At 65.0% G+C, this 20,515-nt stretch carries 23 protein-coding genes and 1 tRNA gene; 7 read left to right on the top strand and 17 right to left on the bottom strand.

Going from position 1 to position 20,515, the window contains the following annotated elements:
- Positions 1 to 2 precede the first annotated feature (2 nt).
- Positions 3 to 860, bottom strand: a complete 858-nt coding sequence (locus tag IVB26_RS24270) for a LysR family transcriptional regulator (RefSeq protein WP_247967728.1) — start codon at positions 858 to 860, stop codon at positions 3 to 5.
- Positions 861 to 981: 121 nt separating this feature from the next.
- On the opposite strand from IVB26_RS24270, the gene IVB26_RS24265 reads away from it, so the two are divergent.
- Positions 982 to 1,404 (top strand): tautomerase family protein, encoded by a 423-nt coding sequence (locus IVB26_RS24265; RefSeq protein WP_247967727.1) that lies wholly within the window; start codon positions 982 to 984, stop codon positions 1,402 to 1,404.
- A gap of 45 nt (positions 1,405 to 1,449) precedes the next feature.
- Here the strand turns inward: IVB26_RS24265 and IVB26_RS24260 are convergent, their stop codons facing one another.
- Together IVB26_RS24260 and lipB are read right to left on the bottom strand one after the other, a co-directional pair.
- On the bottom strand, positions 1,450 to 2,163 hold the full coding sequence (locus IVB26_RS24260) for a DNA helicase (protein WP_247967726.1): 714 nt from the start codon (positions 2,161 to 2,163) through the stop codon (positions 1,450 to 1,452).
- A 175-nt stretch (positions 2,164 to 2,338) separates the two neighbouring features.
- Complete coding sequence (gene lipB, locus IVB26_RS24255; RefSeq protein WP_247967725.1) at positions 2,339 to 3,088, bottom strand: lipoyl(octanoyl) transferase LipB; 750 nt, start codon at positions 3,086 to 3,088, stop codon at positions 2,339 to 2,341.
- A 67-nt stretch (positions 3,089 to 3,155) separates the two neighbouring features.
- Between lipB and IVB26_RS24250 the strand changes: the two genes are divergently transcribed.
- Together IVB26_RS24250 and IVB26_RS24245 are read left to right on the top strand one after the other, a co-directional pair.
- Positions 3,156 to 3,398, top strand: a complete 243-nt coding sequence (locus IVB26_RS24250; RefSeq protein WP_018647371.1) for a FliM/FliN family flagellar motor switch protein — start codon at positions 3,156 to 3,158, stop codon at positions 3,396 to 3,398.
- Positions 3,399 to 3,601: 203 nt separating this feature from the next.
- Positions 3,602 to 3,686, top strand: a tRNA-Leu gene (locus IVB26_RS24245).
- A gap of 130 nt (positions 3,687 to 3,816) precedes the next feature.
- Here the strand turns inward: IVB26_RS24245 and IVB26_RS24240 are convergent.
- The 12 genes from IVB26_RS24240 to IVB26_RS24185 all read right to left on the bottom strand — a co-directional run bounded on the left by IVB26_RS24240 (position 3,817) and on the right by IVB26_RS24185 (position 15,875).
- Positions 3,817 to 4,791 carry a tripartite tricarboxylate transporter substrate-binding protein gene (locus tag IVB26_RS24240; protein ID WP_247967724.1) on the bottom strand — a complete coding sequence of 325 codons (975 nt, stop codon included), beginning with the start codon at positions 4,789 to 4,791 and terminating at the stop codon, positions 3,817 to 3,819.
- Positions 4,792 to 4,814: 23 nt separating this feature from the next.
- Positions 4,815 to 5,531 carry a GntR family transcriptional regulator gene (locus IVB26_RS24235; RefSeq protein ID WP_247006233.1) on the bottom strand — a complete coding sequence of 239 codons (717 nt, stop codon included), beginning with the start codon at positions 5,529 to 5,531 and terminating at the stop codon, positions 4,815 to 4,817.
- Positions 5,532 to 5,554: 23 nt separating this feature from the next.
- Positions 5,555 to 6,295, bottom strand: a complete 741-nt coding sequence (locus IVB26_RS24230; protein ID WP_247967723.1) for an SDR family oxidoreductase — start codon at positions 6,293 to 6,295, stop codon at positions 5,555 to 5,557.
- 24 nt (positions 6,296 to 6,319) lie between these two features.
- Positions 6,320 to 7,090 carry an SDR family oxidoreductase gene (locus IVB26_RS24225; protein WP_247973264.1) on the bottom strand — a complete coding sequence of 257 codons (771 nt, stop codon included), beginning with the start codon at positions 7,088 to 7,090 and terminating at the stop codon, positions 6,320 to 6,322.
- Between the two features lie 15 nt (positions 7,091 to 7,105).
- Positions 7,106 to 7,486, bottom strand: a complete 381-nt coding sequence (locus IVB26_RS24220; protein ID WP_247967722.1) for a carboxymuconolactone decarboxylase family protein — start codon at positions 7,484 to 7,486, stop codon at positions 7,106 to 7,108.
- 29 nt (positions 7,487 to 7,515) lie between these two features.
- Positions 7,516 to 8,751: an ABC transporter substrate-binding protein gene (locus IVB26_RS24215; protein ID WP_247967721.1), complete on the bottom strand. Its 1,236-nt coding sequence runs from the start codon at positions 8,749 to 8,751 to the stop codon at positions 7,516 to 7,518.
- Between the two features lie 35 nt (positions 8,752 to 8,786).
- Positions 8,787 to 10,037, bottom strand: coding sequence for an ABC transporter substrate-binding protein (locus IVB26_RS24210; RefSeq protein WP_247967720.1), 1,251 nt, complete (start codon positions 10,035 to 10,037; stop codon positions 8,787 to 8,789).
- 34 nt (positions 10,038 to 10,071) lie between these two features.
- Positions 10,072 to 10,779 carry an ABC transporter ATP-binding protein gene (locus tag IVB26_RS24205; protein ID WP_247967719.1) on the bottom strand — a complete coding sequence of 236 codons (708 nt, stop codon included), beginning with the start codon at positions 10,777 to 10,779 and terminating at the stop codon, positions 10,072 to 10,074.
- Positions 10,766 to 12,538, bottom strand: coding sequence for a branched-chain amino acid ABC transporter ATP-binding protein/permease (locus IVB26_RS24200; protein ID WP_247967718.1), 1,773 nt, complete (start codon positions 12,536 to 12,538; stop codon positions 10,766 to 10,768). The genes IVB26_RS24205 and IVB26_RS24200 overlap by 14 nt, the downstream gene beginning before the upstream one ends.
- Before the next feature lie 2 nt (positions 12,539 to 12,540).
- A complete protein-coding gene (locus tag IVB26_RS24195) occupies positions 12,541 to 13,476 on the bottom strand; it encodes a branched-chain amino acid ABC transporter permease (protein ID WP_247967717.1) in 936 nt (311 codons plus the stop codon).
- 79 nt (positions 13,477 to 13,555) lie between these two features.
- Positions 13,556 to 14,950, bottom strand: a complete 1,395-nt coding sequence (locus IVB26_RS24190; protein ID WP_247967716.1) for an MmgE/PrpD family protein — start codon at positions 14,948 to 14,950, stop codon at positions 13,556 to 13,558.
- A 31-nt stretch (positions 14,951 to 14,981) separates the two neighbouring features.
- On the bottom strand, positions 14,982 to 15,875 hold the full coding sequence (locus IVB26_RS24185; RefSeq protein ID WP_247967715.1) for an NAD(P)-dependent oxidoreductase: 894 nt from the start codon (positions 15,873 to 15,875) through the stop codon (positions 14,982 to 14,984).
- A 224-nt stretch (positions 15,876 to 16,099) separates the two neighbouring features.
- Between IVB26_RS24185 and IVB26_RS24180 the strand changes: the two genes are divergently transcribed.
- The 4 genes from IVB26_RS24180 to IVB26_RS24165 all read left to right on the top strand — a co-directional run bounded on the left by IVB26_RS24180 (position 16,100) and on the right by IVB26_RS24165 (position 19,451).
- The gene (locus tag IVB26_RS24180; protein WP_247967714.1) at positions 16,100 to 17,476 is read left to right on the top strand and encodes an MmgE/PrpD family protein; all 1,377 of its coding nucleotides are present in this window, start codon (positions 16,100 to 16,102) and stop codon (positions 17,474 to 17,476) included.
- Between the two features lie 27 nt (positions 17,477 to 17,503).
- Entirely contained in the window at positions 17,504 to 17,893 is a 390-nt protein-coding gene (locus tag IVB26_RS24175; protein WP_008557256.1) for a carboxymuconolactone decarboxylase family protein, read from the top strand.
- A gap of 11 nt (positions 17,894 to 17,904) precedes the next feature.
- Positions 17,905 to 18,723 (top strand): N-acyl homoserine lactonase family protein, encoded by an 819-nt coding sequence (locus IVB26_RS24170; RefSeq protein WP_247967713.1) that lies wholly within the window; start codon positions 17,905 to 17,907, stop codon positions 18,721 to 18,723.
- A gap of 119 nt (positions 18,724 to 18,842) precedes the next feature.
- On the top strand, positions 18,843 to 19,451 hold the full coding sequence (locus IVB26_RS24165; protein ID WP_247967712.1) for a cysteine hydrolase family protein: 609 nt from the start codon (positions 18,843 to 18,845) through the stop codon (positions 19,449 to 19,451).
- Positions 19,452 to 19,800: 349 nt separating this feature from the next.
- Here IVB26_RS24165 and IVB26_RS24160 read toward each other — a convergent pair whose 3' ends face one another.
- Entirely contained in the window at positions 19,801 to 19,992 is a 192-nt protein-coding gene (locus IVB26_RS24160; protein WP_247967711.1) for a hypothetical protein, read from the bottom strand.
- A gap of 59 nt (positions 19,993 to 20,051) precedes the next feature.
- The gene (locus tag IVB26_RS24155; RefSeq protein ID WP_247967710.1) at positions 20,052 to 20,477 is read right to left on the bottom strand and encodes a response regulator; all 426 of its coding nucleotides are present in this window, start codon (positions 20,475 to 20,477) and stop codon (positions 20,052 to 20,054) included.
- Positions 20,478 to 20,515: the final 38 nt, after the last annotated feature.

Here is a 20,515-nt window from a genome sequence, read left to right as displayed (position 1 = left end):
CTTCAGGTGGCAGCTACACTCCGAAACGTCGCCGCGACCGCGCGTAGTGCCGCGAGCTTGGCGGGATCGCTGACCTTCGAATGCAGCATCACCTTGGAGCTGCCGAGCTTCGGCAGCCTGTGCGTGGGTCCGATGTCGATCAGCCCGGGAGGCGCGATCCGCCGCGCCAGCGGCGCAATCGCAAGTCCGGCAAGTGCGGCCGCGACCACTGCCGTCACGCCGCCGCCGACAAAGCGCTCGCGCCAGGCGAGGCCGGCCTTGTCGAGTGTGCGGACGGCGACGGCGCGGACGCCGCAGGGCGGGGCGAGGGTCGCGAGCGGCAGCGCTTCGTCCTTCGGCAGCGTGAAGCGTCGCGATGCGAACCAGCCGAACTCGTCCTCAGTCAGCTTCTCGCCGCCGCGGCGGCTGCCTTCCTGGCGGACGATCACCGCATCGAGCTGACCTTCATCATAGGCATCCTGCATCTCGCGCGAGAAGCCGATGGTGACGGCGAGGGTGAGGTTTGACGACATGGCGTGCAGCCGTTCGAGCAGCGGCACCAGTTCAGGGCCCGCCGCGTGATCGGAGATGCCGAGCGAGAGCGATTGCGCGGCCGGTGCATCACCCGTCAATGCACGATCATGCGCCGCGATCAGCGCACGGGCGCGTTCGAGGAATCCGGCGCCGTCGGCGGTGAGCCGGACCGCGCGCGGCGAGCGCTCGACGAGGCGTTTGCCCAGCAGCGTCTCCAGCCGTTGCAGCTTGAGGCTAACGGCGGCCTGCGTCGTGCCGAGCGCTTCGGCGGTGCGGGTAAAGCTCTGGAGGTCGGCGACCAGCAGGAAGGCCTTGATGGTGGCGATGTCGAGTGTGGCTGTCGTCATTATGATTTATTATCATTTATTATCACTGGTATCAACATAGATAAGATACCAAAATGACGGCCGGAGGTCTAGCTTCTCACCAACGCCGCGCAAATCGCGCGACATGTTGAGGAGAACGACAATGCCCCTGATCACCGTGGCTTACACCACCTCCCGCCAGTCGCCCTCGCTGAAGGCTGACATCGCGAGCGCCGTGTCCGAGCTCACCGCTGAGATCCTGCACAAGGATCCGAAGGTGACCGCCATCATCGTCAAGCCGGTCGATGCCGATGACTGGTTCGCCGGCGGCAAGTCGCTGGCCGAGCAGAAGCTTGCAAGCTACTGGATCGACATCCACGTCAGCGAAGGCACCAACACCAAGGACGAAAAGGCAGCCTATCTCGCCGCGATGTTCAGGCGCATGGCCGAGATTCTCGGCCCGCTGCATCCCGAGACCTATCTGCATGTCGACGAGGTCAAGGGCGATGCCTACGGCTTTGGCGGCCTGACCCAGGAGCGGCGCTACATCGCCGGCAAGCTCGAGGTTTCGCTCAAGGCGGCGTGAGGCCTTAGAGCCGCGGGTGAGACCATCTCACCCGCGGCCTGATTGTCAGCTTGCGGCGCGGAACTGAACCTCGGCATTGTTCAGGAAGCACGTCTTGTCGAACAGCTTCAGGTCCAGCGGGTTCGGCAACCGGACATCGCACAGATCGGGGCAGGGTTTTATCGACGGATCATAGGACCGGTCGATCTGCGAAATGAAGACGACGATCAGTCCCTTGTCGCGCGCGAAGGATTTCAGCGCGCGCACCTGAACGGTGAGATCAGGGTTTTCCCGCCGCTGGTCGAGCAGCTGCAGATAGTCGATCACCACGAATGTGCCGCTGGGAGCCGCGGCCATCTGCTTGACGACGTGATCGGCGCTGATGGCATCGGAGCAATCGACCTCGAAGAGCTTTTCGAATTGCGCGGGGTCCACGCCGATCGCCCGCAAGCGCTCCAGAACGTCCTTCTCGGTATATTCGAGCGAGAAGAACGCGGCGCGATGGCCGGACCGCATCGCCTCCACGGCAAGCTCGAGGCTCATCAGCGTCTTGCCGTGACCGGGGCGCGCCCCGACCAGCACCATGTCGCCCGGCCGGAATTGCGGGAACAGCTTGTTCGCCGGCGTCATCGCGGCAGCTTTCGCCGCGAGCATGCTCCAGGCGGAAAAACCTTCCGTCGCGGCGACGCGGTCGAGCGCATCGTGCAGCGGGATGTTTTCGTCGCGCGACAGCCGCTTTGCTTTTCGCTTCAGATGATAGATCGGTGCAGACAACTTCATCGAAAGAACCTCCCATCGCGGGCAGAAGCGCAATCCCTCCTTATGCCTGGCGCCCGAACAGTCGGTCCGATGGTCTCGTCGCCCGGCATGAAGTCTGCTTTCCCGGCGGAGGGGGAGGCGTGGGCGGCGCCGGAGTGAAGCCTAGCCGATTCCGCGCCTGCGGAGAACAAGCGGCTTAGAGCGCCGCCTCCGGCACCAGCGCGCGTGTCGGGCCGAACAGCTCCTCGAACGCCTGGCGGAGTGCGACGTCGACATCAGTCATGGTCACGAGCTGGCCGAGATCGACCAGCGAGGTGACGCCGTAGCGGGCGTCAGTGACGCCGCACGGCACAATGCCGGCGAAATGCGATAGCTCGGGCTCGACATTGATCGCGATGCCGTGGAACGAGACCCAGCGCTTCAGCCGGACGCCGATCGCGGCGATCTTATCCTCGTAACCTTCGCCCTTGTCGGGCCGCTTGACCCAGACCCCGACCCGGTCCTCGCGCCGCTCACCGCGGACGTTGAAGGCGGCGAGCGTGCGCAGAATCAGCTCCTCCAGGCTCGCGACATAGGCCCGGACGTCCGGTCGCCGGCGCTTGAGGTCCAGCATGACATAAGCCACCCGCTGGCCGGGCCCGTGATAGGTGAGCTGGCCGCCTCGTCCGGTGGCGAAGATCGGGAATCGGGGATCGAGCAGGTCGGTGGCCTTGCCCGAGGTGCCGGAGGTGTAGAGCGGGGGGTGTTCGAGCAGCCAGACCAGCTCCGCGGCTTCGCCGGCCGCGATGGCGGCGACCCGGGCTTCCATGGCGGCCACCGCCTCGGCATAGGGCACTGGCGCGTCCGAGATGCGCCACTCGACGGGCTCGCCGCCTGCGGCGGAGAACGACGTCAAATCGAGCTCTTGACGCTGGTTTTGGCGTGGGTTTTGAGGCGAATTAACCATTGGCTAACCATAACGTGGTGATCATCTCGGGAGCAAATGCCAGTCTCAAGTTGCGGCGGTCCTGACAGTGCCCACCCTCGATAAAGTTACCGTGGATCTCATGGTCGTCCTCGGGACGACCACCATGCCGATCCATCAAGTATTACGTCTTTCCCGCGGCGCCATCATCGAACTGGACGCAACCGAGGCCGACGAGGTCAAGGTTTTGGCCAATAATCTGCCGGTCGCTTCCGGCGTCGTCCTGGTCGACCGCAACCGGATCGCGGTCGAGGTCAAGCAGATGCTGCCGCGCTCACCGGGCACGCGGTAACGGCCTGGGCAAGCGGTAGCTGCCTGGGCACGCCGTAGCGGCCCGGACACCCCCGGTCATGCCGATTCGGGCGAGGGGGCCCGAACTTTCCTGCAAAGCTTGTGGAATTCAGGGCTTTTGCAGGCTTGTACCCCTCTGATGGATTTGTTAGATCGGCGCCGTTGATCCGGCCGGCCCTCAAGCCTCAGGCCGGCATCCCCAAAGCGCTCGTGGCGGAACTGGTAGACGCGCTGCCTTGAGGTGGCAGTGAGTAAAATCGTGGGGGTTCGAGTCCCTCCGAGCGCACCAGGGCTCTTTCTCTTATTGAAATCATTGAGTTTTCCAGACGCAATCCCTTGGGATTGCGTCGTTGCGGTCGATTCCGCCGCACTGGATTTGTGCTGCCTAGCGAGAGTTCGCCGGTCGCATCAGCGCAAGCCTATTGCGGCTCGATTCCGGCCGCTTTGATGATCCGTCCCCATTTGCCGATCTCGGCTTTCAGGAATGTCTCGAGCGCTTCCGGCGTCGCACGCTCGGGCTCGACCGGCGCCATGCTGAGCTCGGCAAAGCGGCTGATCAGGGCGGGATCCTTCAGCGCTGTCTGCAGCGCGCCCACGAGATGGTCGATCACGGGTTTCGGTGTCCCCTTCGGCGCGTAGAGACCATACCACGTCGTCACGTCGAATGCGGGAACGCCGGCTTCGGCCGAGGTCGGCACGCCGGGCAACGTCGCCACGCGCGTCTTGCTGGTGATCGCGTAGCCCTTGATCGTGTTCGACTGGATATAGGGCGTCGGTCCGGTCGCGGGATCGCAATAGACGTCGATATGGCCGGCGATGACGTCGTTCAGCGCCGGTCCGCCGCCCTTGTAGTAGATCGGGGTGAGCTTGGTATCGGTGGCGCTCATGAACATCAGGCCGCAGAGCTGCGAGGCCGAGCCGAGACCGACATTGCCGAAGGTGATCTTGTCGCCGGCGTTGCGAATGGTCGTCACCAGATCGCGAAGATCCTTGGCCGGAAAGTTCGGTCGCGCCACGAGGATCATCGGGACGTCGGTGACGAGCCCGATCGGAGCGAAATCGCCGACCGGGTCGAACGGCAGCTTGGCGTAGAGGGAAGGCGCGGTGGCCTGGCCGACGTGCATCAGAAGCACCGTGTAGCCGTCGGGGGCGGCCTTGGCGACGCGGTTGGTGCCGAGCGTGCCGCCGGCGCCGACGACATTCTCGATGACGATGGACTGTTTCAGCGTCGCGCTCATGGCGCTGCCGAGGATGCGTGCGATGACGTCGCCGGGACCGCCGGCGGAGAACGGCACGATGACCGTGACCGGCCGGGCGGGGTAGTCGTCCGCGATCGCCGCGTCGCGAGGACAGAGCAGGAGGAACAGGATCAGCGATCGTACGAGAAACTTCATCGAACACTCCCTGGCGGCATTTCTCAGTCGTCGGAAGGCGCCGCCTCCTTGGCCGCCGACGATTTTTCGATCATGTCGAGGGCGGCCACCGCAGCCGCATTGATGTGGTCGACGCAGCAACGCTCGGCGAGATCCGCATCGCCGTTCTGGATCGCACGCCAGATCGCGGTGACCTCGCGAAGGCTCTTGTTGATCCGCTTCGGTTGCGACATCGAGGTGATCCGCAACAGCTGGATCCGGTCGTGGAGCGGCTTGAGCGCGCGCTCGATGAAGGCATTGCGGCAGCCACCGATCAGCGCGGCGTAAAAGTCGGTCTTGGCCTCGAGGCACCCGATGAGATCCTGTTTGGCCGCCGCGGCCTTCAGGCGAGTCAGGGCGTCCCCGATCCGGCGCGCCACTTCCGGGTCATGCAGCCTGGCGCATTCGCGGCCGGCGAAGCCTTCGAGCACGGCGCGCGCGGCGTAGAGCTGCCGCGCCTCTTCGAGGCTGATCGTGGAAACCACGGGGCCGCGGTGCGGGACCGTGTTGACCAGCCCGTCGGCTTCGAGCGCACGCAGCGCTTCGCGGATCGAGGGGCGGCTGACGCCCATCATCTCGCAGAGCTCGCGCTCGACCAGGCGCTGGCCCGGCTTCAGCGTTCCCGACATGATCGCCGCGCGCAGCTTTTGCGCCACCATCGCCCGGACGGTCGGGACGTCCTCGATGCGGAGTGTCGACTGCAATTCGCGACGTCTTTCCATGTCCGGGCCTTGGTTTGAATGATTCAATATCGATTTACAGGCAGAATCATCATTTCGGCAATTTGAACGTGGGCGGGCTGGTCGAGGGCGAAGACGATCGAGCGGGCGATATCGGCCGGATCGAGCGTCATCCTGAACTGGTCGAAATAGTCTTTTTCCTTCTGCTGATCGCCGCGGTAGCGGGTCAGGATGATGTTGGTCCGGGTCAGGCCGGGCTGCAGCTCGGTCACCCGGATTGCGGTTTCGGCCAGCTCGCCCCGGAGGGTCTCGGTGAACATGTGCACGCCCGCCTTGCTGGTGCTGTAGGCCGCCATGTCAGGCACGATCCGGACCGCGTTGATCGAGCTGATGTTGACGACATGACCGGCGTTGCGCTGGACCATGCCGGGCAGGATCGCGCGCGTGACACGCATCAGGCCGATCAGATTGGTCTGGATGATGTTGGACCAGTCGTCCGCAGAACCAATGTCGAAGCGCGTCCGGCCGCCAATGTCGTGGCCGGCATTGTTGATGAGAACGTCGACCGGCTTGAAATGAGCGGGAATGGCATCGGGCAGGCGATCGACGCCGTTTGCATCGCTGACGTCGAGCTGGATCGGAAAAACCGCGTTGCCTGCCGCAGCTGCCAGCTCCTGAAGAGCCTTGGCGTCGCGGTCAACCAGCACGACGCGGCGGCCGCTGTCCAGCAGCGCCTTGGTGATGGCGCGTCCCATGCCGCCGGCGGCACCCGTCAGCACGACGGTCTGGCCAGATGGTTCAGTCATCGCAGCACTCCCATTCCAATGCTCTCATGCGACCGACCAGCCGCCGTCGATCGGCAGGCTGGCGCCGGTGATGTCGTTTGCGGCGGGACCACAGAGAAAGACGACCATGGCGGCGACGGCGTCCATTTCGATGAAGCGCTGCGTCGGCTGGCGCTCGTCGAGATAGTCGCGCGTCACGTCCGCGACGGGACGACCGCTGTTCGATGCCATCGTCGCGATCTTGTTCAGGATGGCCGGCGTCGGCAGCGTGCCGGGGCAGAGCGTGTTGCAGGTGATGCCGCTGCGCGCCGTCTCGATGGCGACCGCGCGGGTCATGCCGAGAATTGCCGTCTTGGTGGTGACGTAGTCGATGCGGTCCTCGACCGCGCGGGTCGAATAGATCGACCCCATGTTGATGATCCGGCCCCAGCCGCGCTGCTTCATCGCGGGCAGCGCCAGGCGAATGAGGTGGAACGGCGCCGAGAGGTTGACGGCCAGCGCCTCGTCCCAGCGATCGGGCGGAAACTGCTCGATTGCTGAAAAATGCCTGATGACCGCATTGTTGACGAGGATGTCGATGGCGCCGCAGCGGTCGAGCAGGTCCGCCATCATGGCCTCGATCGCCTCGCGTCGGGACAGATCGACGCCGACAGCTATCGTTTCGACGCCGAAGCGGGCGCGAAGGACATCCGCAACCTGTTTCGGCTGAGCGAGGTCGTGCAGGACAATGTTGGCACCCGCGCCGGCCAGGCCTTCCGCCATGGCGAGGCCAAGGCCTGCGGTCGCACCGGTCACGAGCGCCCATTTGCCCTTCATCGCCGTCACGCTCCGTTATGCCTTGTCGAGCTCGGCGAAGACTTCCTTCGCGTTTCGGAACGCATCGACGCCGGCCGGCACGCCGCAATAGATCGCGACCTGCATGAAGACCTCGCGGATTTCCTCCCGGGTCGCGCCGTTGGCGAGCGCGCCGCGGACGTGCGTCTTCAGCTCATGCGGGCGGTTGAGCGCGCAGAGCATTGCAAGGTTAAGGAAGCTCCGGGTCTTTCGTGTCAGGCCTTCGCGGCCCCAGACGTAGCCCCAGCAATACTCGGTGGTCAGGTCCTGCATCGGGCGGTTGAACTCGTCCGCGGATGCGATCGCCTTGTCGACAAACTCGTTGCCGAGCACGCTCTTGCGGATCTCGAGACCGCGGTCGTAGGTCGCCTTGTCCATTTTTGTTTTCCGTTTCTTGTTCGGGGTTGTCAGTTCTTCGGCCAGAACGGTTTTGCCAGCGCCAATTCGGGCGGGAACACCGTCACCGGCACGCCGGCCTGCCACTGCACGATGGTCATGCCGGCGCCGACGCGGCGGCCTTTCTCGTCGAACTTGATCTCGCCCAGCGGGTAATATTTCGATGGACCGCCATCCATGGTGCGAAGCGCTTCGCCGACGGCGACGCGATCGGCCTTGCCGGCTTTCTCCAGCGCGTCCTTGATCACCCACATGTCCCCATAGGTGGAGATCGCGTTTTGCGTCATCCACGGCTCCTTGTAGCGGGTCTTCAGCTCGGCGATCAGCGCCTCGTGGCCCTTCGCGCCCCAGCTTGCGACGCAGGTCAAGACGCCCTGGAGCAGCTCGGCGCTGACGGTCTGCAGCATGTCGGGCTCGGCGATCGCGATGCCGAACGAGATCGTCGGAATCTTGCCCTGGCCGAGGCCGAACTCGTTCATCTTCTCCAGCAGCAGCTTCGCATCCGAGATCACGGTCGGCAGGAAGAACAGCAGGTCGGGTTTGGCCGAACGGATCTTCTGCACCAGGGAGGTTGCGTCGGCCAGCGGCGGTGTGAACGTCTCGTCCACGATCAGCTGCAGCTGGTTCTCCGCGAGCAGGCCCTCGCGCATCGCCTTGGCGGAGGCGATCGAGGCCCCCGTGTTGTCGGTCAGGATCGCGACCGTCTTCGGCCGCTTGCCTGCGGCCGTCTCCGCCAGCTTGACGATCTGGGGCAAGGCTTGCCGTGCCTGCGAACCTGCAGTGGCCGCGGTCTGGAATACGTACTTGAATCCGCGCTCGGTGATCAGGTCGGAGTAGGAGAGGGTGAGCATGGGCAGGTTGGCGCGCTCGGTCACTTCCGTCACCGCGAGGGTGAACGAGGACAGATAGGCGCCGCTGGCCGCGACCAGATCGGTCTCCTGCGCCACCATGCGCTGCGCCGCGTTCTTGGCCTTCTCGGTGGTGTCGCCGGAATCGAGCACGACCAGCTTCAGCTTGGCGCCGCCGAGCGCCTTGATGCCGCCTTGCGCGTTGATGTGATCGATCGCCATCTCGGCGCCTTCGCGCATCACCGTTCCCGGACGGGCATAGAGCCCGGAGATCGGCACCAGCAGGCCGACTTTCACCTCCGATGGCAGCTGCGCCCAAGCGCGGGATGCGATCAGCGTGCCGGAGGCGCCGGCGAGCAGCGTTCGTCGGGTGATCGAGATCTTGCTGTTTGCAGTCATGACAATTCTCCTCCCTGAAAAATTGCGCGACGCTGTCAGGATTTTTTCGGCCAGAACGGCTGCGCCTGCGCGAGTTCGGGCGGATAAACGGTGACGGGCACGCCCGATTGCCATTGCACGATGACGACGCCGGCGCCGACGCGGCGGCCCTTCTCGTCGAATTTGAGCTGACCGCCCGGATAATATTTGGAAGGACCGGCATCCAGGGTGCGGAAGGCCTGAGCGACAGCGTTGCGGTCGGCCTTGCCGGCCTTCTCCAGCGCTTCCTTCATCAGCCACATGTCGCCATAGGTCGAGATGACGTTCTGCGTCATCCAGGGCTCCTTGTATTTGGCCTTGAGCTCGGCGATCAGGGCCTCGTGGCCCTTCGAGCCCCAGTTGGCGACGATGGTCATGATGCCTTGCACCGTCTCCGGGCTCACGCTCTGCAGCATGTCGGGCTCGGCAATGGTGATGCTGAAGGACACGGTCGGAATCTTGCCCTGGCCAAGGCCGAACTCGCTGATCTTCTCGAGGCCGAGCTTGGCGTCCGACACCGCATTCGGCATGAACAGCAGCAGGTCGGGCTTGGCCGAGCGGACCTTCTGGATCAGCGGCGTCGCATCAGACAGCGGCGGGGTCCAGACTTCCTCGACCACGAGCTGGAGGCCTTCCTGCGCGAACAGTTTCTCCTTGAGCGCCTTTGCGGTTGCGACTGACGTTGCGGTGTTGTCCATCAACATCGCCACGGTCTTGGGCTTCTTGCCCGAGGCATTCTCGGCGAGCTTCATCAGCGTCGGCAGGCCGAGCTCGGACTGGCGGCTCGCGGTCGCCGCGGTCTGGAAGATGTATTTGAAGCCGCGGTCGGTCAAAAGGTCGGAATAAGACAGCGTCAGCACCGGCAGTTCGGCGCGCTCGGTCACCTCGGTCACCGCCAGCGTGAAGGAGGAGAGATAGGAGCCGGTGGCGGCGACGAGGTCGGGCTCCTGTGCCACCATGCGCTGTGCTGCGTTCTTGGCCTTCTCGGTGGTGTCGCCGCAGTCGATCACGACGAGCTTCAGCTTGGCGCCGCCGAGCGCCTTGATGCCGCCTTGCGCGTTGATGTGCTCGATGCCCATCTCGGCGCCCATCTTCATCACCTGGCCGGGGCGGGTGTAGATGCCCGACAGGGGCACGATCAGGCCGACCTTGATCTCGCCAGGGGCCTGTGCGCGCGCAACGCCTGCGAGGCCGACGGCGGCGGCGCCCGACAGCACGGTCCGGCGCGTCAGGCCCGTCGATATCCCGCCCTTCGATGTCTTGTTCATTTTGCTTGCTCCCTGGTCCTTGTTTTTATGATCGTCACATGCCGAGATAGGCCTTGCGCACGCGGTCGTCGGCGCGCAGCGTGGCGTTGTTGCCTTCGAGCACGACGTGTCCGGCTTCGAGGACGTAGCCGTGATCGGCGGATTCCAGCGCTTCCGCGACGCGCTGCTCGACCAGCAGCATGGTCAGCCCGGCCTGGCGCCGGATCTCGATCAGTCGCTCGAAGATGAAATCCGCCGTCGAGGGCGCGAGCCCCATCGAGGGCTCGTCCAGCATCAGTAGCTTCGGCGAGGAGGCGAGGCCGCGGCCGATCGCGAGCATCTGCTGCTGGCCGCCGGACATCGTGCCGGCGAATTGATCGCGGCGCTCCTTCAGCACCGGCAGCCATTCGAAGATCCGCTCGATATTGGCCTGCCAGTCACGGCGGCCGCTTTCGGTCATCGCGCCCATTTCCAGATTCTCCAGCACCGTCAGGGACGGGAAGACCTGGCGTCCCTCCGGGACGTGGGCGATGCCGAGATGGGCGCGCTGCGGCGGCGGCACTGCGAGCAGGTCGATGCCGTCGAACGTGATCGCGCCACCGCTCGGCTTGACGATGCCGGAGATGGTCTTGAACAGCGTGGTCTTGCCGGCGCCGTTGGGGCCGACGATCGCGACGAACTGGCCCGCGCCGACGTTGATCGAGACGCCGTTCAGGACCGGCTTTGCCGAATAGCCTGCACTCAATCCCTCAATTCGCAGCATGGCCCACCCACTTTTTGCCGAGATAGGCCTCGATCACGCGGCTGTCGCGCGTCACCACTTCCGGCAGGCCCTCGGTGATGACGGCGCCGTGGTCGAGCACGAGGAAGCTGTCGACCAGGCGGACCATGGCCTGCATCGTGTGCTCGATGATGGCGATGGTCATGCCGTCGCGCGCGAGCTGCTGGATCACGGCGACGACCTCGTCCGCCTCGCCGTGGCCGAGGCCCGCGAGCGTTTCGTCGAGCAGCAGGATGCGCGGCTGGCCGGCGATCGCGCGGGCGAGCTCCATCAGCCGCAGCTCCTTGGTCGAGAGCTCGCCGGCGACACGGTTCGCGACGGCAGAGAGCCCGACGCGAGCCACCGCGTCGGCGGCCAGCTTCCGGGCCTCGTCGTCGGAGCGCGCGCGCACATAGGCGCCGACCACGACGTTGTCGAGGATCGACATGCGCAGGAACGGTCGCATCACCTGGAAGGTGCGGCCGATGCCGGCCTCGCAGATCACGTGCGGCCGCTGGCCGGACATGTTGCGGCCGTCGATCAGCACCTCGCCCTGGCTCGGCTTCAGGAAGCCGTTGAGGAGGTTGAATAGCGTGGTCTTGCCGGCACCGTTCGGTCCGATGATGCCGAGGATCTCGTTCTTGTGCAGCTTGAAGCTGACGTCCTGCACCGCCTTCAGGCCGCCGAAGGAACGCGATAGGTTGCGCACTTCGAGCACGACCTCAGCGGTGGCTGCGCGTTGCCGCGCGGTGGGCTTCAGGGCCGTCACGTTGGCCACTGCCGGTTCCGGAGTTTCGCTGGCGGCTGGTTTGGAAACACTCCGCTTGCGCAGGAGATCGCGCAGCTTCCAGAACAGTCCTTCCGGAGCCAGCAGGATGACGCAGACGATGGCAATGCCGAAGATCACGCCCTGAATGCCGGGGATACGCGCACCGGCCTCCGCGTGCAGGATCTCGGCGAGGGGGATCAGGATCACCGAGCCGATCACCGGACCCCAGACCGTGCCGACGCCGCCGAACATCGCAACCGTCAGCGCCTGCGCCGACACCAGCATGCCGAACACGGATTGAGGGGTCACGACCAGCAGCACCTGCGCGTAGAAGCCGCCGATGGCGGCGGCGATGGCCCCGCTCAGCGTGATCGCGCGCAGCTTCCAGGCCAGCGTGTTGATGCCGGCTGCCTCGGCCGCGGCCTCGTTCTGCTTGATCGCGAGCAGCGCCATGCCGAAGCGGGATCGCTCGATCCATTGCGTCAGCACGATGGTGGCGAGCATGATCGCCAGTCCGAGCAGGGTGTAGAGGTGCGGATCGGCGAACTGCATATAGGCAATCGGCGCATCGCGCTTGATCGGAAGCGTCACCTCCTGGAAGCCGAGCCACTCGAACACGTAGAGGATGGCGAGCGGGTAGGCGAGCATCGCCAGCGCGAAGTAGTGGCCCTGGAGGCGGAAGGTCGGAAAGCCGATCAGCAGCCCGGCGATGCCGCCGAGCATGGCGGCGACCGGGATCAGCAACCAGGGCGAGATGTCGAAATAGATCTGGCCGAGCGCGGTCGCGTAAGCACCGATCCCGAAGAAGGCGGCGTGCCCGAACGAGATCAGGCCGGTGTAGCCGCTGAGCAGATTCCACGACAGCCCGAACACCGCCCACACCGGCACCAGCGTCAGGATGAGCTGGTAGTAGGAGTTGGTGACGCCGAGCGAGATCCCGGCGTAGGCGAGCGTGAAGAGCAGGGGAGGCAGCAGGGAACGCATCCGGAGCATGGTCACGTCCTCTCGACCATGCGCCCGAAGAAGCCTTGCGGACGGAAGAAGATGATAAGGAGGAAGACGGCGAAGATCGCGGCGTTCTGCAATTGCGTGGGCAGGATCAGCGTCGACATCTGCTGCACGAGGCCGATCGTCATGCCGCCCCAGAACGCGCCGATGATGCTGCCCATGCCGCCGAGCACGACGCCCGCATACATGACGATGACATATTCGAGGCCGACGAACGGGTGGAACGGATAGTTGGTGGCGAGCAGGCCGCCTGCAATCGCGGTGATGCCGCAGCCGAGCGCGAAGGCGGTGCGGTGGGCGCGGTCGACGTCGATGCCCATATAGGTCGCGGCGGTCGGATTGTCCGCGGCGGCGCGGAGCGACTTGCCGATCCGGGTCCGCGTGATCAGCAGCGAAAGCAGGATCATGATCGCCAGCGAAACGACCATATCGATGCTGCGGGCCTTGTTGAGGAAGATGCTCATGTCGAAGAACGGGCCGAGCTCCCAGGCCGAGCTCGACAGCGGCGTGCGGATCGAGGCCAGCACCGAGCCGAACACGATGAGGCCGCCGTTCTGCAGGATCAGCGCGATGCCGAGCGTGAGGATGAGCTGGGCGTAATGGCCTTCGCCTTCGAGCGAGGCGGTGCGCGTCCCCGATACGTGCGAGATCAGCGCCAGATGCACGAAATAGCCGAACACGGCGAGCACGGGCCCAGCCAGCAGGATGGCGACGAACGGTCCCACCGTGTTGCCGAACAGCGCCTGAACGCCGGCCGCGGTGAAGAGATAGAAGGCGGTGTACATGCCGAGCATCATGAAGTCGCCATGGGCGAAGTTGATGACGCGCATGACGCCGAAGATCATGCCGAGCCCGACGCACATCAGGCCGTAGACCGCGCCGATCAGAAGGCCCGCGGCGAGCGCTTGAAAGAATCCTTCCATCAGCCCGGACTCCGCGTCGCTGACGATTCCAAGCTGGTCTCCAGGTCGACCATGTTTCCCCCGTACTCTCCGGCAATTCTTATGATGCCGATCGTAAAGCCCGTTCCGTTGCGTTCAGGCGGCATTGCGCGGCGATGGCGCCGGCATTGCCGAGCTGCTCGCAATCGTCGATGAGTTGCTCGAGCCGGCGCGCGCGGTCCTCGCCGAGAGCGCCGGCTGCCGCGCTGCGGAAGCGCGCGCGAATATCCGAAGAGGTTGCGGCGATGACGTCGGGCAAAGCGTGCCGAATGGTCCGGCCATCGCGCAGCCGCACGGTCACCTCCGCGCCCTGCCTGCCCGGGAAGGCGGCCGTGAAGCCGGCATCTGCCTTGAGCTCGGTGACCGCAACCAGGCGGATGATGTCGGCATCATCGAGCTCGGCGTAGTTCTCTTCCTCGATCTCGCCCCGCGCCAGTGTGGCCGCGACACTGAACGGAATGCTCATCTTGGCCTGGAGCGCATTGCGATAGGGCCCGGCGGAATCGCAGCCGGGATAGCGAACGGCGGCATCGGGCGCGCTGATGACGACACGATCGATCTCCTCAGTGCTGGCGAGCTCGTGCGAGACGCGGAGCGCCGCTTGAGCCGCTGTCTGCGCGAAATTGCAGGCCGGGACCGGCTTGTTGTAGACGGCCATGATCTCGCATTCGCCGTTCGGGAATAGCGCGATACTGTCGGGCGCGGCCTGGCGTCGGTAGGCGGCGAACAGGCCGGCCTCGCCTTCGAGGATGGTCTCCGAGCCGAAGGCGCCGGCCGCGGCAAGGCCGATCGCCTTGATCGCGTTGCTGGCGGCAAAACCCGGATGGAAATACATGTCGGAGCCGCCGGCATGCGGCCATTCGTTGAGTCCGGAGGACGTATTGGCCGCGAACGCGATGGCGCTGGTTGCCTGGTCCTCGGAAAGGCCGAGTGCGAAACTTCCGGCAAGCGCAGCGCCCGGAGGGGCCACGAGGCCGGTTGGGCGGTAGAGACGCGCGAGGTCGGAGGTCAGTAGCGCGCGGCCGATCCGCGCGCCGGTCTCATAGCCGATGATGGCGGCCGCCAGCAGTCTGGCGCCGTGCAGCGGCGTCTGTTCGGACAGGGCGAGAAGGGTCGGCCAGATCACGACGCCGTGGTGTGCGATGCTGGCGGCATGCATGTCTTCGCGCACGAGGCCGTGACCCATGACGGCATTGGCGAAGGCGGCGTCGGCGGGCGAGGAGAGTTGCGAGGTCCCAATGATCGTTGCGGGGCCGCCGGCTTGCGCGATGGCAACCGCCTGACGGCTCCAGGGATGATGACCGGCCTCGAAGGCGCAGGACAGGAAGTCGAGCAGGCAGAGCTTTGCCTTGGCGACGACCTCCGGCCCGAAATCGCCGAGATCGACAGCAAGTGCGCTCCGCGCCATCTGGCGCGCGAGCGATACTTTGCCGGATTCGGTCGGGACGATCGTCATCGCGGGGCGCTCTCTCCCATGGCTTGCGCGCTTAGCCGCGCATCTCGACCCCGGCCCACTCCTCGAGCACCTTGGCGATCGAGGTGAAGTCGGATGACGCGCCGTATTTGGCGTTGGTGATCGCGAGCATCTGCCGCACCACCGCGCCGCAGACCATCGGCACGCCCATGGCCTCGGCCTCGTCCACGCAGAGACGGACGTCCTTGTAGGAAAGGCCGGTGGTGAAGCCGAAATCGAAGGTGCCGGGCAGCACCGCGCGCGGGAATTTGTCTTCGGATGCGCTGTTGCGGCCGCTGCTGGCGTTGATGATGTCGATCAGCACCTTGGCATTGACGCCGCCCTTGACGCCCATCGCGACGGCTTCCGAGGTGATCACGAGCGCTGCGGCCGCCATCAGATTGTTGGCGAGCTTGGCCGTCTGCGCCACGCCGGGCTTGTCGCCGGTATAGAACAGCTTGCCGAAATTCTTCAGGATCGGCTGCACGGTCTCAAAGGTCGCCTGTGGGCAGGACACCATCACGGCCAGCGTGCCGTTGACGGCGCCCTTGATGCCGCCGCTCACGGGCGCATCGACCAGCGTCATGCCCTTGGCCTTCAGGCCTTCCGCGACGAACTTCGCCGCGCCGAGACCCGAGGTCGACAGATCGATGACGATCTTGGCGCGGTTGCCGCTGCTGATGCCGTCCTGGCCGAGCGCAACGGCCTTGACGATGTCGGGCGTCGGCAAGCTCGCAAGCACGATATCGGCGCGGGAGGCGACCTCGGCCGGCGAGTTGGCAGGGAGGGCGCCGCGCTTGATCAGCGGCTGGGTTGCCTCGGTCTGCGTGTCATAAACGACGAGCGAATAGCCCGCGTCCATCAATCGTCCCGCCATGGGACCGCCCATGCGGCCCGTGCCGATCACGCCGAGCGTTTCTCCCGCCATCGTTCACTCCCTGTCGCGCGGTCCCGTGACGGGCGCGCCTTCTTGATCTTCTGGTCGATCGTTTCGCGGTCGGTCTCGTCGGCCGCAAGCGTTGCGGCGAGGGGACCCCGCGCCAGCGGGCGGGATTGTTATGATTGTCAGACAAGCTGTCAAGCATAACATTTGGGGTCGACAGTTTGCCGCGGATCGGCATATGGTTCGGGAAAACGAGGAAGACGCCCCGCGTGCCGCAAGACTCAATTCCAAGCGTGAGCAGGACGCTCGCTGATTTCGTCGCGGCCTCGTCGTGGGCGGAAGTGGAGGCGCAGAGCCTCGAGGCGCGACGATCGATCCTCAATTTCTTTGCGACCGCGCTCGGCTCTGCACGCGATCCCGTGGTTGTGGCCGCGATGCGGACGCTGTCGCCGTTCAGCGGTGCCGCGACTGCGACGGTCATCGGTCATTCGGAGCGAATGGACGCGATGTGCGCCGCGTTTCTCAATGCCGTCTCGGCGAATCTGCTCGACTTCGACGACACCCATCCCGACACGATCATTCATCCGGCCGCGCCTGTCGCCGCGCCTGTGCTGGCGCTCGCGGAAACGCGCGGGATGACGGGGCGCGAGGTGCTGACCGCGTTCATCCTCGGTGTGGACGTGGAGTGCCGGATCGGCAACTCAGTGTCGCCGCGCCACTATGCGCGCGGCTGGCACGTCACCTCGACCTGCGGCATTTTCGGCGCGGCGGCGGCGTGCGCGAAACTGCTGGGGCTGCCGGCGGAGGGGATCGCGAATGCGATCGGAATTGCGGCGAGCCAGTCGGCCGGCAATGTCGAGAACCTGCCCAGTGCCGCCAAGAATGTCAGCGTGGGCAATGCTGCGCGGAACGGATTGTTCGCCGCGCTGCTGGCGCAGCAGGGCTATGAGGCGGCCCCTCGTGCCATTGAAGGCCCGCTCGGTTGGGCGCGCACCATGGGCGACGAGCCGGATATTGCTCGCCTGCTCGACGGTCTCGGCAAGACCTGGGAGATCGCGAAGAACACCTACAAGCCTTACCCCGCCGGCATCGTCTTCCATTCGGTCATCGATGCCAGCCTTGTTTTGCGCGAGCGCATCGGCCGGCAGGTCGATCAGATCGAGTCGGTAACGGTACAGGGCTCGGCGCTGCTGCTTGCCCGCGGCGATCGCCCCGTCAACAACGAGCGCGATGCGCGCGTCAGCATCCATCATGGCGTGGCGTGCGGATTATTGCTTGGTGCCGCCGGGGTCGCTGAATTTGCGCGCGAGACGGTCGTCCGGCCCGATATAGCCCGACTGCGGCAGAAGGTGAGGGGGCAGCTTGATGACCAGATGCCTGACGGCGCCGCACGTGTGACCTTGCGCCTGGCGTCCGGTGAGGTCTTCACCGAGACCGTCATCTCGCCCCGGGGCAGCCAGGCGGCGCCGCTCGCAGATCGGGACATCGAGGCCAAGCTGCGCGAGGGCGTGCGGACCGGTCGAAGCGATTGGGACGCAGACCGTGTCATCGAAGCGGTCTGGCGACTCGACGCGGTCGATGACATCGCCGGCTTCATGCAATCGCTGCGGCCGCCGCCGGCGTCGCGCCATGCCGCTTCCAACTAGAATCTCCAAGACCTGAAAGGGACGATCATGAGCAAGACCGAACTGTTCGAAAAGGGCCTCAAGGTCCGTAAAGAGGTGCTCGGCGAGGACTACGTCAACAAGTCGATCGCCGGTGCCGACGAGTTCACGCGCACCATGGCGGAGTGGTCGACCGAATTCTGCTGGGGTGCGCTGTGGACGCGGCCCGGCGTCGACCGGCGCACGCGCTCGATCGTCAATCTGGCGATGCTCGGCGCGCTGAACCGGCCGCACGAGCTGAAGCTGCACGTCAAGGGCGCCCTGAAGAACGGGCTGACCAAGGAGGAGATCAAGGAGATTTTGCTCCAGGTCGCGGTCTATTGCGGCGTTCCGGCCGGCATCGATGCCTTCCGCAATGCGCGCGAGGCCTTCAACGAGGTCGACGCGGCAGGTTCTTGACCGCGAGCGCCATGGCAGACCCGGAATACGAGCTCTTCGCCATCCGCTACGCAACGCGCGATGCCCAGCGCAGCGAGCACTTCATCGGCGGCGATCCGCATGACGGACCGATGCCGATGGACTATTTCATGTGGGTGGCGAGGGGAGGCGGGCGCACATTCGTCATCGACACCGGCTTCAACGCGGACGTTGCCAAGCAGCGCAGGCGGAATTTCCTGCGCTGCCCGATCAAGACGCTTGGCGCCTTCGATATCGATCCTGCCGACGTCAAGGATGTGATCCTCACGCATCTGCACTACGACCATGCCGGCAATTTCGACCGGTTTCCGAACGCGCGATTCCATCTGCAGGAGCGCGAGCTGGCCTACGCCACCGGACGCTATATGCAATATCCGAGATTGTCGCATTCGTTCGAGGTTGAGGACGTCTGCGGGATCGTGCGGCTGAACTACGCGCGCCGGGTGCTGTTCTACGACGGCGACGCCGAGATTGCGCCCGGGCTGACGGTCCACGCGGCCGGCGGCCACTCAGCCGGTCTTCAATTCGTCCGCGTCAACACACGCCGCGGTCTTGTCGTGCTCGCCTCCGACGTCAGTCATTTCTACGAGAACATGACCAGCGAGCGCCCGTTCACGACGGCGTTTCATGTCGGCGACATGCTGGTGGGCTTCGACAAGCTGCGCGCCGCGGCACCTGACGCGGACCACATCGTTCCCGGCCACGATCCGCTCGTCATGAAGCTCTATCCGGCGCCAGGCCCGGGCCTGAATGGCATCGCGGTTCGTCTCGACGTGGCGCCGGCAGAAGCCGCCGAGGGCGAGGGCGTCTAGGGAACGCCGGCGCGACCGGGTTCGCGGAACCAAAGCCCTTCCATTGGCATTCAGTCGCTGAATTCGCCGCCGCGATGTCGACTGACGGCTTGCGGCGATGCGCTTGACGGTGGAGACCAATGAGGGACAGCGCTTCGGACGTCGCCGACATCAGGGATGCCGTTCACCTCTGCATCGATATGCAGAACATTTTCGCCCCCGGCGGCTTATGGGCGACACCGTGGATGGAGCGGGTCCTGCCGGCGATCGTCTCGATCGTTTCGCGCCACCAGGCCAGAACCATCTTCACGCGATTCATCACGCCGCAGGATCCGGAAGATCGTCCCGGCCAGTGGCAGAGCTATTTTCATCGCTGGCGCGAGGCGACCCGCAATCGTCTTCCGCCATCCGCGCTCGAACTCGTGCCGGCGCTGAACAAGTTCGTTCCGCCGGCTGCCATCATCGACAAGCCGGCCTATTCCGCGTTCAGCAATCCCGCCCTCGCGAGCCTGCTGGTCGACAAGAATGTCGGCACGGTCGTGATATCAGGGGCAGAGACGGACGTCTGCGTGCTGTCGACGGTCCTGAGCGCCGTCGATCTCGGCTTCAGGGTCGTCATCGTCGAGGATGCGCTGTGCAGCTCGTCCGACGTCGGGCATGACGCGCTCATGACGATGTACCGCACCCGCTTTCACGGCCAGGTTGACCTGATGACCGCGGAGGAGCTGTCGGAGTTCTGGCGCGAGTAGGGGTGGACATCCCCTCCAAGCCGAAAAATGCATCGCGGCCGATTCACATAGCCTAATGCGCAGCCGCCCCGAAACCGTCAAATTGTACGGGCTGGAAACAGAAGGGGGCTGAATGGCGATGGATCGCATCGAACAGGCCTTTGTCGCGACGGCAATCACGGGATTTCTCGTGATGTTGGTGGCATTTGCCTGGATGATGATGAGCTGACGCGGGGAGGCTTGCCGTCTTGCGCGTCGCGTTACCTTACGCCGCGGTTCTGCTCTGCCTGGCGGTGACCGCCTGGCTCGCCTTTGCGCATCTGTTTTGATCGTCGATCGGCTGCGAACCCCAGAGCTGCGAACCCTCAGATCAGTGCTCGTCTCCGGATTTCCGGCTGACCCGGCGCGCTTTCTCGCGGCGTTCCTGCTCCAACTCGTCGCGCAGGCGCATGGCGCGCACGAGTTGGTCACTGCGGCGCAGCAGCGCCATGGCCTCGCGAACCAGCGCCTGCGAATGGCTCACCAATTGCTTGTCGATGGTCGTATCGGGTGCGTAGATCATCGAACGTCACTCTTGTTTGCAACAGATGCTTGCAAGGCAGGCCAATTTGCAAGCAGCGGTCACGGCGCTGCTGCGTCGCCCGTCGCCGGTTGATCGCCGACGAGACTCGCAAGGTTCTGCACCATGGCCACGATATCAATCGGCTTCTCCCAGAGCGGCACATCCTGGAATTCCGTCTCGATGCAAATCTTGTCGTAACCCGTGGTGAACACGAACGGCACGTGGCGTGCCCTGAGCTCGCGGGCGATCGGAAAGACCGGCTCGGCGCGGATGTTCACGTCCAGGACCGCGGCATCGAGGGCGCCGCCATTGTGCAGCATCTCGACCGCATCCTCGATGTGGCCGACGGGACCTGCGATTTCCGCGCCGAACGTGCGCAGCGCGTTGCCGATGTCATCGGCGAGAAAATATTCGTCCTCGACCACGAGGATGCGGCGACCCTGCAGCGGCGCGCGTTGACGAGACGACGTGGGCGATACCGGCATGATCCCTCCAGCGTTCCCTCCTCCTATTAGGAACATAA

It is taken from the genome of Bradyrhizobium sp. 195, from assembly GCF_023101665.1.
Classification (GTDB): domain Bacteria; phylum Pseudomonadota; class Alphaproteobacteria; order Rhizobiales; family Xanthobacteraceae; genus Bradyrhizobium.
The sequence above is the reverse complement of the archived record's forward strand: the minus strand, read 5'-3'. Positions and strand labels throughout refer to the sequence as shown.

Bases quoted from the DNA above. Each gene is read 5' to 3' on its own strand.
- IVB26_RS24230 (WP_247967723.1), bottom strand. From the start codon at position 6,295: ATGACTGAACCATCTGGCCAGACCGTCGTGCTGACGGGTGCCGCCGGC.
- IVB26_RS24155 (WP_247967710.1), bottom strand. From the start codon at position 20,477: ATGCCGGTATCGCCCACGTCGTCTCGTCAACGCGCGCCGCTGCAGGGT.
- IVB26_RS24220 (WP_247967722.1), bottom strand. From the start codon at position 7,486: ATGGACAAGGCGACCTACGACCGCGGTCTCGAGATCCGCAAGAGCGTG.
- IVB26_RS24190 (WP_247967716.1), bottom strand. From the start codon at position 14,950: ATGACGATCGTCCCGACCGAATCCGGCAAAGTATCGCTCGCGCGCCAG.
- IVB26_RS24205 (WP_247967719.1), bottom strand. From the start codon at position 10,779: ATGCTGCGAATTGAGGGATTGAGTGCAGGCTATTCGGCAAAGCCGGTC.
- IVB26_RS24160 (WP_247967711.1), bottom strand. From the start codon at position 19,992: ATGATCTACGCACCCGATACGACCATCGACAAGCAATTGGTGAGCCAT.
- IVB26_RS24225 (WP_247973264.1), bottom strand. From the start codon at position 7,090: ATGAAGGGCAAATGGGCGCTCGTGACCGGTGCGACCGCAGGCCTTGGC.
- IVB26_RS24200 (WP_247967718.1), bottom strand. From the start codon at position 12,538: ATGCTCCGGATGCGTTCCCTGCTGCCTCCCCTGCTCTTCACGCTCGCC.
- IVB26_RS24260 (WP_247967726.1), bottom strand. From the start codon at position 2,163: ATGAAGTTGTCTGCACCGATCTATCATCTGAAGCGAAAAGCAAAGCGG.
- IVB26_RS24215 (WP_247967721.1), bottom strand. From the start codon at position 8,751: ATGACTGCAAACAGCAAGATCTCGATCACCCGACGAACGCTGCTCGCC.
- IVB26_RS24175 (WP_008557256.1), top strand. From the start codon at position 17,504: ATGAGCAAGACCGAACTGTTCGAAAAGGGCCTCAAGGTCCGTAAAGAG.
- IVB26_RS24185 (WP_247967715.1), bottom strand. From the start codon at position 15,875: ATGGCGGGAGAAACGCTCGGCGTGATCGGCACGGGCCGCATGGGCGGT.
- IVB26_RS24165 (WP_247967712.1), top strand. From the start codon at position 18,843: ATGAGGGACAGCGCTTCGGACGTCGCCGACATCAGGGATGCCGTTCAC.
- IVB26_RS24170 (WP_247967713.1), top strand. From the start codon at position 17,905: ATGGCAGACCCGGAATACGAGCTCTTCGCCATCCGCTACGCAACGCGC.
- IVB26_RS24195 (WP_247967717.1), bottom strand. From the start codon at position 13,476: ATGGAAGGATTCTTTCAAGCGCTCGCCGCGGGCCTTCTGATCGGCGCG.
- IVB26_RS24240 (WP_247967724.1), bottom strand. From the start codon at position 4,791: ATGAAGTTTCTCGTACGATCGCTGATCCTGTTCCTCCTGCTCTGTCCT.
- IVB26_RS24265 (WP_247967727.1), top strand. From the start codon at position 982: ATGCCCCTGATCACCGTGGCTTACACCACCTCCCGCCAGTCGCCCTCG.
- IVB26_RS24270 (WP_247967728.1), bottom strand. From the start codon at position 860: ATGACGACAGCCACACTCGACATCGCCACCATCAAGGCCTTCCTGCTG.
- IVB26_RS24210 (WP_247967720.1), bottom strand. From the start codon at position 10,037: ATGAACAAGACATCGAAGGGCGGGATATCGACGGGCCTGACGCGCCGG.
- lipB (WP_247967725.1), bottom strand. From the start codon at position 3,088: ATGGTTAATTCGCCTCAAAACCCACGCCAAAACCAGCGTCAAGAGCTC.
- IVB26_RS24235 (WP_247006233.1), bottom strand. From the start codon at position 5,531: ATGGAAAGACGTCGCGAATTGCAGTCGACACTCCGCATCGAGGACGTC.